Origin of the sequence: Parabacteroides sp. AM08-6, from assembly GCF_003473295.1 — a bacterium.
Lineage (GTDB): Bacteria > Bacteroidota > Bacteroidia > Bacteroidales > Tannerellaceae > Parabacteroides.
The window spans coordinates 19836-33717 of sequence record NZ_QRMP01000015.1 but is presented as its reverse complement, the minus strand read 5'-3'; the positions used below and the strand labels follow the sequence as shown (position 1 = coordinate 33717).

Sequence of the window (13882 nt, the reverse complement as noted above, 5' to 3'; positions counted from 1 at the left end):
ATATTTGATTCTTTTTTGATTGTCAGGAACATCAAGACTTCTTTATCCTGTCAGTTTGGTCAAAAGACAAGCCCGATCTCACAGCAATGTGAAACCGGGCCTGTTGTTCTTTAAAATGTCATAGACGCATATATCCCGAAATGTTTATCACCAGCCACCGGACTGATAGATACATTATACTTATTAGCAAACGGGCGAGTAAAAATGTAAGCACTTCCTGCGCCTATTGCGGCTCCTGCTACCACATCCCACCAATCATGCTTTTTTGCATATGTACGACTCCATCCTACGTAAGTCGCAACTGCATATGCGGGAATACCCCATTTCCATCCGTAACGTCGTTGAATAAATGCTGCTCCCGCAAATGATACCGATGTATGCATAGAGGGAAAAGAATGATTATCACTACCGTCCGGACGTTCTTTCTTTATGAGATACTTTAATGCGTAAGTCATACCTATAGTAGATACACCGGCAAAAGCCCCTTGTTTTAATCCCTGCCAGTCTTGTAGTGCTAAAACAGTCGCTAAACTTGCAACAGGAGTTATAAATACCAATACATCACCGGATGTACGTATGGCTTTGCGGCTTCCACTAATTTCAATCTCTTGCGCTTTCCCCGAAAAACAAATGAATAAGGAGAGGAATAGAGTAAGGATATATTTCATCTATAGGTTTTTATTCCTGCTTACCTTTTACTTTTATCAAGAATAATTTTGCTCAAACGCGCTTGAATCTGCATTAAAGTAACAGTGTCGATTTCTTCGAAATCAATATCGATAAGTTTAAGTTTAGTTCTAGCCGGAACATGAATTGTTCTTGCTTCACTCATTTCTTTTACTAAATCATCAACTTGTTCTTTGATTTTGTCTGCTCTTTTTAAAAAATTTACTGTACGTGCCATAATCTCCTGTTTTAATTTTATAATTAGTAATATAATGTCGCAAATATATAAATAAGAGATTTGTAAAACAATAGAAATGCTTTTTTATTTCAGATTTTCTATGAAATAAGTCAATTTGGGCAAAAATATAATAAACCCGACCGCCGCCGCCGCTATTGCCGTTATTAAAACCGCACCGGCTGCAAGATCTTTAGCCTTTTTTATTGCTTCATTGTACTCGGGTGAAACAAGGTCGGATATTGCTTCGATTGCAGAATTGATAGCTTCGGCTGAAAAGACAGTCCCTATAGCAATAATAACTGCAATCCATTCTGTAGAGGATAAGCTGAAAAAAAAGCCTGCAATTATCACGCATATAGCTGCAAAAGAATGAATCCATGCATTGTACTCGTTTTTTATTAGTAGCCGAATACCGTTGAATGCATATCGGAAACTTGCTAATCGTTTGCGGAAGGTAAATCCTCTATTTTTCATTTGTTGACTTTTTATTTATATTGCAAATATACAAATATTTGCTTGCATCACCGGTTTCATTTCAAAAACGGACACTGTGTTCATTTTCGGACAGTGTTGTTTGTCCTACCTTACAGGAAATCAGTAGTATATGTTTTTGGCATGGCTTTTGCCAACAGAAAGATAAAATATATTTTGCAATGAGAAAAATCTATATAGCGATTACATGTCTGTTGTTAGCAAATATCATGTTGCAGGCTCAGGAACAGGATACCGTTAAACTTACACTGAAAGATGCGATAGAATTGGCTCAATTACAGTCGGTAGATGCCGCCGTGGCACTGAATGAATTGAAAACGGCTTATTGGCAATATCGTACACATATAGCAGAGCAGTTGCCGGAAGTAAATTTTACCGGTACGCTTCCTTCTTACAGCCGTCAATATTCCCGTTATTTAAATGGAGATGGTGTTTATACTTTCGTTCGTGATAACTCATTAGGGATAAAAGGTGATTTGTCTATTGACCAGAATATTGCATTAACGGGGGGCAAAATATCGTTGAATACTTCACTCGAATTTACACGTCAACTGGGTAATGAGGCTTTTAGTGAGTTTTTAAGTTTCCCTGTCGGTTTGACTTTGACACAACCTATTTTCGGTGTAAATAATCAGAAGTGGAAACGTAAAATTGAACCTGTCCGCTACCAAGAAGCAAAAGCTGCTTATGTGGAGAGTGTGGAAGAGGTAACGATTACAACTATCCGGTATTTCTTTAATCTATTATTAGCAAAATCCCGCTTATCTACGGCTCGACAAAATTTGTGGAATGCTGATAAACTATTCGAAATAGCTATTGCTAAACGTAAAATCGGACAGATATCCGAAAGCGAACTGATGCAATTGAAATTATCTGCTTTACAGGCGAAAGGTAAAGTAACGGAAGAACAATCAAATCTGAATGCAAATATGTTCCAACTTCGAGCTTTTTTGGGGCTGGGTGAACTGGATATAATTGAACCGATTGTGCCTGAAGCAGTTCCCTCTTTACGAATGAATTATCCGATTGTATTGGAAAAGGCTCAGGAAAATAATTCGTTTGCTAAAAATATATTACGTCGTCAGTTGGAAGCCGATTATGGTGTTGCAACAGCCAAAGGAAATCGCCGAAGTATAAATTTGTTTGCTTCTGTCGGTTATTCCGGTAAAGATCATACAATAGGTACTGCGTATCAAAACCTGAATAATAGCAATTTAGTGGAAGTTGGCTTTTCGATTCCACTTCTGGATTGGGGTAAACGTAAGGGGAATGTAAAAGTCGCAGAGTCTAATCGGGAGGTCGTTTTATCAAAAATCCGTCAAGAGCAACTCAATTTTAACCAGAATATTTTCTTGTTGGTTGAAAACTTTAATAATCAGTCGGCTCAATTACAGATTGCAGAGGAAGCCGATTTGATTGCTCAGCAACGTTATAAAACGTCCATCGAAACATTTATGATTGGAAAAATAAATATTTTGGATTTGAATGACGCGCAGCAATCCAAAGATGATGCCCGTCAAAAACATATCGAGGAGTTATATTATTACTGGAATTATTATTATAATATCAGGAGCTTGACTCTTTTCGATTTCCAGCATGATAGGACATTGGATGCGGAGTTTGAAGAAATTGTCAGAAAATAAACAATGCATCGATTTGTTTTTTTATTAGCGTATCGACATATTATCTCATTGGCAAATTATACTTATTTTTGTAAACAGAAAAATGATCCCTATGATATTAATAGTAGATGATGATGCAGCTGTCCGGTCTTCACTGACTTTTCTTTTGAAGAGAGCCGGCTTCGAACCGGAGGCCGTTCCGGGACCGGAAGACGCTTTGGTGGTAGTGCGTACGACCACTCCTCAACTAATCTTGATGGATATGAACTTTACGTTGACTACAACCGGTGAAGAAGGTATACAGTTGCTCAGGCAAGTCAAGATATTACAACCGGACGTTCCGGTTATTCTGATGACAGCTTGGGGGTCTATTTCTCTGGCCGTACAAGGGATGCAGGCCGGTGCTTTCGATTTTATTACGAAACCGTGGAATAACCTGATCCTTCTAAAATCTATCCGGACAGCTCTTGATTTAAGCGAACAAAAGAAAGAGCAAAAAACACCTCTTAACCGGACGGATGCCGACAGGAAATTTCATTTTGATAAAATAATCGGCCAAAGTGTTCCTTTGCTGGATGTATTAGGTACTGTTTCTCGTATTGCTCCTACTAATGCGTCTGTGCTGATTACGGGGGAAAGTGGTACTGGTAAAGAACTGATTGCCGAGGCTATTCATGCCAATAGTTCCCGTATGAAAGAACCGTTTGTCAAAGTGAATTTGGGTGGTCTTTCTCAAAGCCTTTTTGAAAGCGAGATGTTTGGTCATAAGAAGGGGGCTTTTACGGATGCTTATATAGATCGTATGGGGCGTTTCGAGATGGCGAATAAAGGAACGATATTCTTGGATGAGATAGGAGAATTGGAGTTGTCGTGTCAGGTAAAATTGTTGCGTGTTTTACAAGATCAGACATTTGAAGTTTTAGGGGACAGTCGCCCGCGTAAAGTGGATATACGTGTGGTTAGTGCGACCAACCGTAATTTGAGGGAAATGGTCAAGACACGTACATTCCGGGAGGATTTGTTTTATCGGGTTAATTTGATAACAATTCACTTGCCGGCCCTCCGGGAGCGGAAAGATGACATACCCTTGTTGGCCGGTTATTTTGCCGATAAGCAATCAATGATAAATGGCTTACCCAAAGTCCGTTTTACCTCCGAGGCACTTGTCTTTTTGCAACAGCTTCCTTATCCGGGTAATATACGTGAATTGAAGAATTTGGTAGAGCGTACAATGTTGGTATCCGGAAAATCCGTACTTGATGTACCGGATTTTGAAAGTCAATATTTATCTTCAGATTTAAAGATACAAGCTGCATCTTCTTTTAATGGTATGACATTGGACGAATTGGAAAAGCAAACGATTTTGCAGGCTCTTACTGCTCATGCGGGTAATCTTTCTCATGTGGCTACCGCATTGGGTATAAGTCGTGCCGCGTTATACAGGCGTCTTGAAAAATATGGTATTCCTGTCGATAAATAATTAAAAGGCTGATGAGGATTAAGGGACTATTCTGGTTGTTAACTGTTTTGTTATTGTCTATTTTGGCGATAATGACTTATTATGTCTTTTATGCGTTTTCAACAGCCTTATTCTTTATTATTGAAGGGTTGGTAATAGTAACGGCTTTTTATTTGCTTGTTTTCTATCGCCGTATCATTAAACCTCTCCATATTATCGGTAATGGTATGGATTTATTGAAAGAGCAGGATTTTAGCTCCCGTCTGAGTCGGGTAGGGCAGCCGGAAGCGGACCGTATCGTTGATATTTTTAATAAGATGATGGAACAGCTTAAAAACGAGCGGTTGTATTTGCGTGAGCAGAATCATTTTCTTGATTTGCTTATCAATGCTTCACCGATGGGTGTTGTTATTTTAAATTTGGATAAGGAGGTTTTGTCTGTTAATCCGGTTGCTTATAAAATGTTCGGAGTTTCCGAACTTCCTGCAATTATAGGGAAACGATTATCTGAAATAGACTCTCCGCTGGCGGCAGAGTTGGTTTTAATTCCTCTATATGGTTCGCAGACCGTTCGTCTGAACGATGCTAATATATATAAATGTACGCATTCATCATTTATTGACAGGGGATTTCATCATTCGTTTTATTTGGTGGAAATATTGACACAAGAAGTTTTCAAGGCTGAAAAGAAAGCTTATGAAAAGGTGATTCGCATGATTGCCCATGAGGTGAATAATACGACTGCCGGTATAACATCTGCTTTGGATGCTTTAGAGTCTGCTTTTAGCGAAATGGAAAATATGGAGGATGTCTGTGAGGTCTTGCGTGTTTCAACAGACCGTTGTTACAGCATGAGCCGTTTTATTACAAGATTTACCGATGTAGTCCGTATTCCTGAGCCGCAACCTCGTTTGCAGGCGTTAAATGCTGTGGTTACTTCCTGTAAACGTTTTATGGAAATAATTTGCCGGAACCGGAATATTGAAATTGTGATGGAACTGGCCGAAGTTTCTCCTTTCGTATTTTTAGATAGCACTTTGTTCGAACAGGTTCTTGTTAACATCATTAAAAATGCCGCCGAGTCTATCGACTGCGACGGCAAAATTTATATTCGAACTTCTCATAACCCTGTTTGTCTGGAGATTGCGGACACAGGAAAAGGTCTCGATAAGGAGACGGAAGACCGGCTATTTAGCCCTTTCTTCTCTACCAAGCCTAACGGACAGGGTATCGGCCTAATCTTCATCCGTGAAGTCCTTCAAAAGCAAAACTGTACCTTTTCCTTGCGAACCTATGCAGACGGATTGACGAGGTTCAGGATTGTATTTGAATAATAAAATGAGGCATTCTGATTATTCAATACCTCCTCCTAACGAATGGTACAGATTGATAACTCCCTGTATTTCATCGAAACGATCAGATACAACCGTCAGTTCCGCCTGTAACAACGATTGCTGGGCTGTTAACACCTCCAAATAAGTGAAATCTCCGTGTTCCATCAGTAAGCGAGTACTTTTAAGAGCGGTTTCAAGAGATTTTATTTGTTTGTTACCCAATAGAATACGTTCCCGTGCCGTTTGCCATTGAGTGAGCGCGTTATTTACTTCACTGCCGGCATTCAGTAGACTTTGCCGGAAGGCAAGAGCTGCTTCTTCCTGCTGTGCTTTGGTTATTTTCAAACGAGCTATGTTCGTACCTTTATTAAAAAGGGGCTGTGTCAATGAGCCGATAGCCTGGAGCAATAAGGCTCCCGGATTAGTAATAAAACCGCCTCCGCTATTTGTCCATCCGGCAGAACCGCTAAGTGTAATATTGGGATAAAATGCACTACGAGCTTCATTGACAGAGTAGAATGCTTGTGCCAACGAATATTCGGCTTGTTGTACGTCCGGTCGGTTTTTAAGTAGTTCCAATGGTATGCCTGTCGAAATTTTTTGCGGAAATACTTGTTTGTCCAGATTACTGCGATTGATGGTTTGGGGCACTTTTCCCAAAAGGGTAGACAAACTGTTTTCCGTTGCATTGATTTGTTGGCGGAGAGTCAGGAGAGAAGCTTCTACCGAAAGATAATTTGCTTCAGCTTGAGAAACGGCCGCTTCGTCTCTGAGTCCGGCTTTTTTCAGGGCACGCATAGCATTTACATTCTCTTTCCAAATAGCAGCCGTCCGTTCACTAATGGCAAGTTGTTTGTCAAGTAGTAATAATGTGTAATAGGAATTGGCTATTGTGGCTATTAGCTGTGTCCGGACGGCTTGCTTATAGGATTTGCTTTGTTCGAGAGCTGCTTCTGCGCCTCTTTTTGTATTTGTCTGTTTACCGAAAATATCGAGTTCCCAACTGGCAGATGCAGCCAATTGATAACTTTTTGCAGGTTTTGCTCCATCGAAGCTACTTAACGTACCTTGCGGATTCAACATAAGGGCCGGCAAATAGGACAGACGTGAGGACAGCAGGGTTGCTTCCGCCTCTTTCACACGCAAATGGGCTGTACGCAAATCTGTATTGTTTTCCAGTCCTTCGTTTATCAATATTTGCAGCTGGGAATCAGTGAAGAGTTCCTGCCAGTCGAGATGCCCAATGCTGGATGTATCCGTGCCTGTATGCTCATCCCGGTACAGATTGTCGGGAACAGAGGTCGCAGGGCGATATGATTTGTAGAGGCCGCAGCCACTCAGTAAAGTGAGGGCTGCGACAATTAATAATGGAATATTTTTTTTCATTTTCTTATTTATCTTTCTTTTTGCTATCGAGATATTGTTTTCTCTCGGCTGTTACTTCTTCTACTTCTTCTTGTATTTGCCAATCATGTGTCGGCTCGAACTGTATGGGACGTATCTTTTCCTGTAAATATTGGAATATGATGAACAGGGAAGGGACAATAAATAAAAGAGCCAAAGTTCCGATAATCATACCACCGACCGCACCGGTTCCTAATGAGCTGTTCCCGTTTGCACCGACTCCTGTTGCTACCATGAGAGGGAATAGACCGAATACCATCGTCAGGGCCGTCATCAAAATAGGACGCAGGCGGACTTTTGCGGCAGATAGCGCTGCAGAGGTCAGGCTCATTCCTGCAGCACGACGGTCCGCTGCATATTCTGTTAATAAAATGGCTGTTTTGGACAGCAAACCAATCAACATAATCAATCCGGTTTGTAAGTAAATATTGTTTTCCAATCCCATGAATTTAGCAAACAAGAAACTGCCCATCAATCCGAATGGTACGCTCAGAATAACAGCAAAAGGGATAAGGAAACTTTCGTAAAGTGCGCTTAATATCAAGTATATCATCAGAATACAGATAATGAAGATGACAATAGTCGTATCACTCTGCTGATTCTCTTCACGTGTGATGCCGGCAAAATCGTAACCATATCCTTTAGGTAACATGGTGGCGGCCGTTTCCTTTACGGCATTGATAGCATCTCCGGAACTGTAACCTTCTGCCGGCATGGCGTTTACGGCGATGGAATTGTACATGTTGAAGCGGCTTAACGACTCTGCCCCATATACTTTTGTCAATGTCACAAACTGGCTGATAGGAGCCATTTCTCCGTTGGACATGCGTACGAACGTGTTATCGAGAGATGATTTGTCCAAACGGTAGAGTGGAGAGGCCTGAATCATGACTTTGTACACTTTTGAGAAACGGTTGAAATTAGAAACATATTGTCCTCCGTAATAACCTGACAGCGTACTTAATACGGCATCGGGAGTGATACCGGCACGTTTGCATTTGGAGGCATCCACTTCCACTTCCCATTGCGGATAACTGATAGAAAAAGTGGAATAGGCCGTTGCTATTTCCGGACGTTCCCGCAACACTCCGAGGTATTGCTGGGTTGTATTGAAGAATTCGGTTAAGTCGCCACCTTTTTTATCTTGCATATACATTTCCAGGGCATTCCCCATTCCGTATCCCGGAATCATACCGGGCGCCATGGCAAAGATTGTCGCGTCTTTTATGTCAGCTGTCCGGCCATATACCTGATTGATGACAGCTTGTACATGTTCTTCTTTTTTCGTTCGTTCGTTCCACGGCTTTAGTTTCAGGATGAACATGCCGAACGAGTTTCCCTGACCGGCAATCAAGCCGTAGCCTGAAACCTTAGAGTATTCTTCTAGTTGGGGGAGGTCTTTGATGCGTTCTTCTATCCTTGTCATAATCTGACCGGTAGTAGCCAGTGAGTTTCCGGCAGCCGTAGTCACGTTAACGAAAAGCACACCTTGGTCTTCATCCGGAACCAGACTGGTTTTGGTTGTATTCATCAGTATTACCAACAATACGATTGAACCTGCCAACAGTGACCATGTCAACCATTTACGTTTGATGAAAAAGAGAACGCCTTTTTTGTATTTGCCTATGATGACATCGAATGCCGTATTAAATGCTTTACGGAAACGAGCGGCAAAATTATCTTTCTGCGTGCCGTCTTCATTAATATAAGGCTTTAATAGCAGTGCGCAGAGTGCCGGGCTCAGTGTCAATGCGTTAATGGCCGAAATGCCGACAGCTACAGCCATTGTTAAACCGAATTGCGTATAAAACGTACCGGATGTTCCACTCATGAATGATACCGGAATAAATACGGCCATAAAAACTAATGAAGAGGAAATAATGGCTGCACTGATGCCGTTCATTGCATCCATGCTTGCCATGTAAGATGATTTATACCCGACATCGAACCGGGCCTGAACCGCCTCTACCACCACAATGGCATCGTCCACAACCGTACCTATCACCAATACCAGTGCAAACAAAGTAATCAGGTTAATACTGAATCCGGCTATCGACATAAAAGCAAACGTTCCTATCAACGACACCACAATACCCACCAAAGGAATCAAAGTGGAACGAACGTCTTGCAGGAACAGGTATACGACAAGGATAACCAGTAGAATTGCTTCAATCAATGTCTTGACTACTTCGTGAATAGAGGCATACAAGAAATCGTTCGAGCTCATCATCTGTACGATTTCCACTCCTTTCGGCAAGTCTTTTCTGGCCTCTTCCAAGAAAGCGTCTATTTGTTCGTTTACTTCCGTGGCATTGGAACCGGCCGTTTGGAAAACGAGACAGGAGACACCGGGGTGGCCGCTCGTTTCTCCGATATAAGCGTAATTCTCTTGTCCTAATTCGATTTCGGCAATATCTTTCAACTTCAATACTTCGCCATTGTCTGTCGAGCGAATTACAATTTCACCGAATTCTTCCGGTTTCAACAGGCGCCCTTTATATTTCATGGTATACTGGTATGTTTCCGTCGAGTTCTCCCCGAACGAACCGGTAGCCGATTCTATATTTTGTTCGGACAGAACGGCTGTTACATCCGAAGGTATAAGATTATATTGAGCCATCACATCCGGTTTCATCCAGACACGCATACTATAGTCTCCCCCCATTACAACCAATTCCCCTACACCTGAGATACGGAGTATTTCCGGCTTCAGGTTGATGCTTAAATAGTTGGAAAGGAAGCTCTCGCCATACGAATTGTCCGGACTGTAGATGGAGAAAATTTGTAACATACTGGTCTGGCGTTTAATCGTAGTCACACCGACCTGGTTTACTTCTGCGGGTAACTGCCCCGTCGCTTTGGATACACGATTCTGGACATTTACAGCAGCCATATCAGGGTCTGTACCTTGTTTAAAATAAACCATGATGGAAACAGTTCCTGCGTTAGTTGCCGTAGAGGTCATATAAGTCATGTTTTCGACGCCATTGATGGATTCCTCCAATGGGGCAATCACACTTTTCTGCAAAGTTTCCGCGCTGGCACCGAAGTAATTGGTCATTACCATAACGGTAGGCGGAGCAATATCCGGATATTGTTCGACAGGCAGGCTGGTAAGCCCGATAATCCCCATAAATACTATCACGATAGAAATAACTGCTGATAGTACGGGACGTTCTATAAAGGTTCTTAATTTCATAATCCGTTTTTGTTATTGTTTTTCTTGAATCGGAGTTCCTTCCCGCAGCAGGCCAACACCTTCGGCAACAATTACGTCGCCTGCATTCAGTCCTTCGCTGACAACATATTCCTGTCCGCCGTTTACACGGGCAACCGTTACAGGGAAAGATTGTGCCTTATTGTCTATTACCTTATATATATATACTTTATCCTGCACCTCGAACGTCGCAGACTGTGGAATGACGATACAGTCGCTCTTTTCCATCGACAGAATAATATTGCCGGAGTTTCCGCTGTAAAGTATTCCATCTTTATTGGGGAATACTGCCCGCAAACTTACGGTTCCGGTACTGCGGTCAATCACTCCGCTGATTGTTTCAATCTTGCCTTTTTCCTGATAAAGTGATTTGTCGTTCAGTTGCAATTCTACTTCAGGCATCGTAGCCAACGCTTTTTCTTTGGAACCATATTGACGTGTCAGAGCCAATAGTTGGTTTTCCGTCATGGAAAAGTAAACGTACATATCCGAATTGTCGGAGACGGTGGTCAGCGGCTTGGGAAGACTGGCGCTGACCAAGGCTCCGACGCGGTAGGGGAGTGTTCCTACCACACCGTTGGATGGACTTTTTACCTCCGTGTATGAAAGGTTATTGCGTGCATTCAGCTCCAATGCCTTCATCTGGGCTAACTGCGCCTTGGCACTTAGCCAGGCATTTTCGGCTGTTTGCAGGTCGAAAGCTGAAACTACATTTTGGGCATGCAACTCTTTTTTGCTGTCGTATGTAAGTTTTGCCGTACTTAAAGCAGCTTGGGCGGCTTCAACATTGGCTGTTGCCGTCTGTAAGGCGGCTTGGTAGGGAACTTGGTCTATGATAAACAGGAGTTGTCCTTTCCTGACAGCTTGTCCTTCTTCTACGCATAGTTTGGTGATAAAACCTGATACTTGCGGATAAATGTCGATGTCCTGCCGGCCTCGTATGGTCGCGGAATAGGAACTGCTGATTGTTTTGTCGGAAGTGGAAACTTTCAGAACTTTGTAGGTATTGTCCGCCATCGTAGCCGGTTGTTCTTTACATGAGTTGGCAACAAGGCAAAAAATCCCTACCCCGATGCCACTCAGGCATCTGGCAATTAAATCTTTTTTCATCTTTTCGCTATTATTTTATTTATAATCCCGGCAGTTGGATTGTTCCAAAATTTAAACATCGAAGGGTGGATACTCCTGTGAGTGTCATCTGCTACACCTTGATTTTTACTGCCTTAACTAATAACCGCCGCAAAGGTCGGACAATAACTCTAATGGGATGTGGTTACAAATTGAGTATTGTTGTTCCAAATTTGACCTGCTCTTTTTATTTTCCGGAAAAGTTTATCTTTGTTCTTTGTAAAAAAGAAATAAATGAAACAATCGGTATTGCTTCTCAGCATAGGAGAGCTTCTCAGTTATAATTTGAATGCCCGCTCATTCCAGGATAAATTGATTATAGTCAAGATGGACAATTCTACGGATAAAAAGCCGGAGTTTAAGTCCGGTATGTCAATCCAGCTGGATGCCTTGTCCGTTTTCCTGGTCGTGCAAGGGAAAATCGACATTACCATAGACGATTCGACATACTCTTTGGCGGATAATGTCTTGTTGGATATCATGGATATGCATGCCATAAAAGATATACGTCTTTCTTCGGACTTCAGAGGATATCATTTGATTATCGAGCGCAATTTGTTTGCCGAAATCTTATTGAACAGTCGCCGTATGCCTGCCGCTTATATTGCTAGCCGGCACAGTCGACCGATACAGAAATTGACGAAAGAAGAGGCTGATTTGCTGGAACATTGCCTGTATCGTATCGAACGCAATATGGAACGGAGCGACCATGCTTGGCAACGTGATATTGTTTTGAATGAGCTCCGGGGCTTTTTGTTGGAAATGAATAATATTGTTTATCAGGCAAACCGGGGACATATCAGTCCGAATCCCCCCAATAAGGATGTATTGTTGTTTTTGTTTATCCAGCTGCTCGACAAGCATTGCCGTCGGGAGCATTCCGTCTCTTTCTATGCTAAGGAGTTATGTATCACTCCCGAATACTTGTCCCGTATAATGAAAGGTTTTAGCGGAAAGACTGTCAACCAATGGATAAGTGAGGCATTGATGCGTGAAGCGGAAATCGGTTTGCGCAATCCTGATTTTACGGTCAACGAGGTCTCGGACATGCTGAACTTTTCCGACCAGTCCTCTTTCGGAAAGTTTTTTAAGAAGAATAAAGGAATGTCCCCGATACGGTACCGGATGAGCGTACAGGGAAAATGAGGTAAGTCGATTTTATTTTTGTTACGTGGTCGGCCTGATTTACTACCGAGCTTTTTCAAATTATCTGCCTTGCTAATTATATGTTGACGGTTATCAGCCAATTGGCTGATAACCGTCGGCCAGCTGGCTCATAATCGTCAGCCAACTGGCTGATAATTATCGGCCAGTAAATAGCTCGTATTGTTTTTACAAAAAGATAGGCTTCTATTCAAGGTTTGCAAGCTTGCTTTTTTTGTTTGCAAGCTTGTTAAATATGCAAATGGAATCCTAACGAAACCGGGTGGACTTTAGGCCCTTTGTCTTTTTCAAACAAACCCATAGGGGAATATTTTGCATAAACGCCGATACAACCTACGCCAAACTGGAGCAGGAAGTCCATTGTGACAGGTCGGATATTCATGCCGCGGTCCATTTTATCTTTCCGTTTTCTACCATCGAGGTCGTAATAGATAATCTTGGAAGAAGAGATGGTCTTAACAACTGCTTCAACTCCTCCTGATACGAATAAACGGGGTGTTTTACGACGATGACGGGTAGATTGCCATTCCAACAGAACCGGAACTGTCAAGCTTGTGATATTTAATTTGCTGGTTTTGTATGAAATACCTTCAGGCGCCGGAACCAGTACTGTTATCCCGTTTATTTCCTGAAAATGGGCATCCATATCCAGCCGGTAACGGCTCCAACGCAAGCCGACTCCGGTTACAACGGCCCAACGGTATTGGGAAAAGGGATAAGCAAATTCCATAAAATTCAGGTTGTATTCCAATGAACTGCTGCTGCGGAGTGAGACGCCGTCTACATCATTTACTCCATTTTGTCCGGAGAAGTTGGCAAATCCCATACCAAAGCCGGCCCAATGCGGGTCGAACTTATTATCCCAGGAAGGGATTGTAATGCTCAGGGATTTGAAGTGTTTGCGGCGTTCGTAGCTTTGCCCGTTGCGGTAATGTCCTTCGAATACCAATTCGTTTTCGACAGCACCATCCTCATCTGTGTACTCATACACTTTTACCTTCATGCGGTCTCCATTTTCACTCACTTCGATGCTTTTGTTGTTAAATTTTACGATTGTATCGGCAGGCATCGGTTCTACTTCTGCGGCCAGTAATCCCAATGTCGGGATACAGGCAATCATGATTAGTACTAATTTTTTCATCTTCATATCCTTTTTAA

11 protein-coding genes are annotated in these 13882 nt (G+C 42.2%); 4 read left to right on the top strand and 7 right to left on the bottom strand.

Annotated elements, in window-relative coordinates:
• Positions 1-110: 110 nt before the first annotated feature.
• The 3 genes from DW103_RS10875 to DW103_RS10865 form a co-directional block, all read right to left on the bottom strand.
• Positions 111-668 carry a phosphatase PAP2 family protein gene (locus DW103_RS10875; protein ID WP_122276014.1) on the bottom strand — a complete coding sequence of 186 codons (558 nt, stop codon included), beginning with the start codon at positions 666-668 and terminating at the stop codon, positions 111-113.
• Between the two features lie 20 nt (positions 669-688).
• Positions 689-904, bottom strand: coding sequence for a hypothetical protein (locus DW103_RS10870; protein ID WP_122276012.1), 216 nt, complete (start codon positions 902-904; stop codon positions 689-691).
• A gap of 84 nt (positions 905-988) precedes the next feature.
• Positions 989-1378: a diacylglycerol kinase family protein gene (locus DW103_RS10865; RefSeq protein WP_122276010.1), complete on the bottom strand. Its 390-nt coding sequence runs from the start codon at positions 1376-1378 to the stop codon at positions 989-991.
• A 179-nt stretch (positions 1379-1557) separates the two neighbouring features.
• Between DW103_RS10865 and DW103_RS10860 the strand changes: the two genes are divergently transcribed.
• From DW103_RS10860 to DW103_RS10850, 3 genes are all read left to right on the top strand, one after another.
• Complete coding sequence (locus tag DW103_RS10860) at positions 1558-3039, top strand: TolC family protein (RefSeq protein ID WP_122276008.1); 1482 nt, start codon at positions 1558-1560, stop codon at positions 3037-3039.
• Positions 3040-3130: 91 nt separating this feature from the next.
• Positions 3131-4498 carry a sigma-54 dependent transcriptional regulator gene (locus tag DW103_RS10855; protein ID WP_122276006.1) on the top strand — a complete coding sequence of 456 codons (1368 nt, stop codon included), beginning with the start codon at positions 3131-3133 and terminating at the stop codon, positions 4496-4498.
• 11 nt (positions 4499-4509) lie between these two features.
• Positions 4510-5811, top strand: coding sequence for a PAS domain-containing sensor histidine kinase (locus tag DW103_RS10850; protein ID WP_122276004.1), 1302 nt, complete (start codon positions 4510-4512; stop codon positions 5809-5811).
• A gap of 18 nt (positions 5812-5829) precedes the next feature.
• On the opposite strand, the gene DW103_RS10845 is transcribed toward DW103_RS10850, so the two are convergent.
• The 3 genes from DW103_RS10845 to DW103_RS10835 are packed head-to-tail and all read right to left on the bottom strand — an operon-like array spanning position 5830 to position 11542.
• Entirely contained in the window at positions 5830-7197 is a 1368-nt protein-coding gene (locus tag DW103_RS10845) for a TolC family protein (protein WP_122276002.1), read from the bottom strand.
• A 4-nt stretch (positions 7198-7201) separates the two neighbouring features.
• On the bottom strand, positions 7202-10414 hold the full coding sequence (locus tag DW103_RS10840; protein ID WP_122276000.1) for an efflux RND transporter permease subunit: 3213 nt from the start codon (positions 10412-10414) through the stop codon (positions 7202-7204).
• Between the two features lie 12 nt (positions 10415-10426).
• The gene (locus tag DW103_RS10835) at positions 10427-11542 is read right to left on the bottom strand and encodes an efflux RND transporter periplasmic adaptor subunit (RefSeq protein ID WP_122275998.1); all 1116 of its coding nucleotides are present in this window, start codon (positions 11540-11542) and stop codon (positions 10427-10429) included.
• A 252-nt stretch (positions 11543-11794) separates the two neighbouring features.
• Here DW103_RS10835 and DW103_RS10830 point away from each other — a divergent pair, with 252 nt between their 5' ends.
• The gene (locus DW103_RS10830) at positions 11795-12706 is read left to right on the top strand and encodes an AraC family transcriptional regulator (RefSeq protein ID WP_233545669.1); all 912 of its coding nucleotides are present in this window, start codon (positions 11795-11797) and stop codon (positions 12704-12706) included.
• Between the two features lie 247 nt (positions 12707-12953).
• Here DW103_RS10830 and DW103_RS10825 read toward each other — a convergent pair whose 3' ends face one another.
• Positions 12954-13865, bottom strand: a complete 912-nt coding sequence (locus DW103_RS10825; RefSeq protein WP_122276097.1) for an outer membrane beta-barrel protein — start codon at positions 13863-13865, stop codon at positions 12954-12956.
• Positions 13866-13882 lie beyond the last annotated feature (17 nt).

Bases quoted from the DNA above. Each gene is read 5' to 3' on its own strand.
- DW103_RS10830 (WP_233545669.1), top strand. From the start codon at position 11,795: ATGAAACAATCGGTATTGCTTCTCAGCATAGGAGAGCTTCTCAGTTAT.
- DW103_RS10825 (WP_122276097.1), bottom strand. From the start codon at position 13,865: ATGAAAAAATTAGTACTAATCATGATTGCCTGTATCCCGACATTGGGA.
- DW103_RS10865 (WP_122276010.1), bottom strand. From the start codon at position 1,378: ATGAAAAATAGAGGATTTACCTTCCGCAAACGATTAGCAAGTTTCCGA.
- DW103_RS10860 (WP_122276008.1), top strand. From the start codon at position 1,558: ATGAGAAAAATCTATATAGCGATTACATGTCTGTTGTTAGCAAATATC.
- DW103_RS10875 (WP_122276014.1), bottom strand. From the start codon at position 668: ATGAAATATATCCTTACTCTATTCCTCTCCTTATTCATTTGTTTTTCG.
- DW103_RS10835 (WP_122275998.1), bottom strand. From the start codon at position 11,542: ATGAAAAAAGATTTAATTGCCAGATGCCTGAGTGGCATCGGGGTAGGG.
- DW103_RS10840 (WP_122276000.1), bottom strand. From the start codon at position 10,414: ATGAAATTAAGAACCTTTATAGAACGTCCCGTACTATCAGCAGTTATT.
- DW103_RS10850 (WP_122276004.1), top strand. From the start codon at position 4,510: ATGAGGATTAAGGGACTATTCTGGTTGTTAACTGTTTTGTTATTGTCT.
- DW103_RS10870 (WP_122276012.1), bottom strand. From the start codon at position 904: ATGGCACGTACAGTAAATTTTTTAAAAAGAGCAGACAAAATCAAAGAA.
- DW103_RS10855 (WP_122276006.1), top strand. From the start codon at position 3,131: ATGATATTAATAGTAGATGATGATGCAGCTGTCCGGTCTTCACTGACT.
- DW103_RS10845 (WP_122276002.1), bottom strand. From the start codon at position 7,197: ATGAAAAAAAATATTCCATTATTAATTGTCGCAGCCCTCACTTTACTG.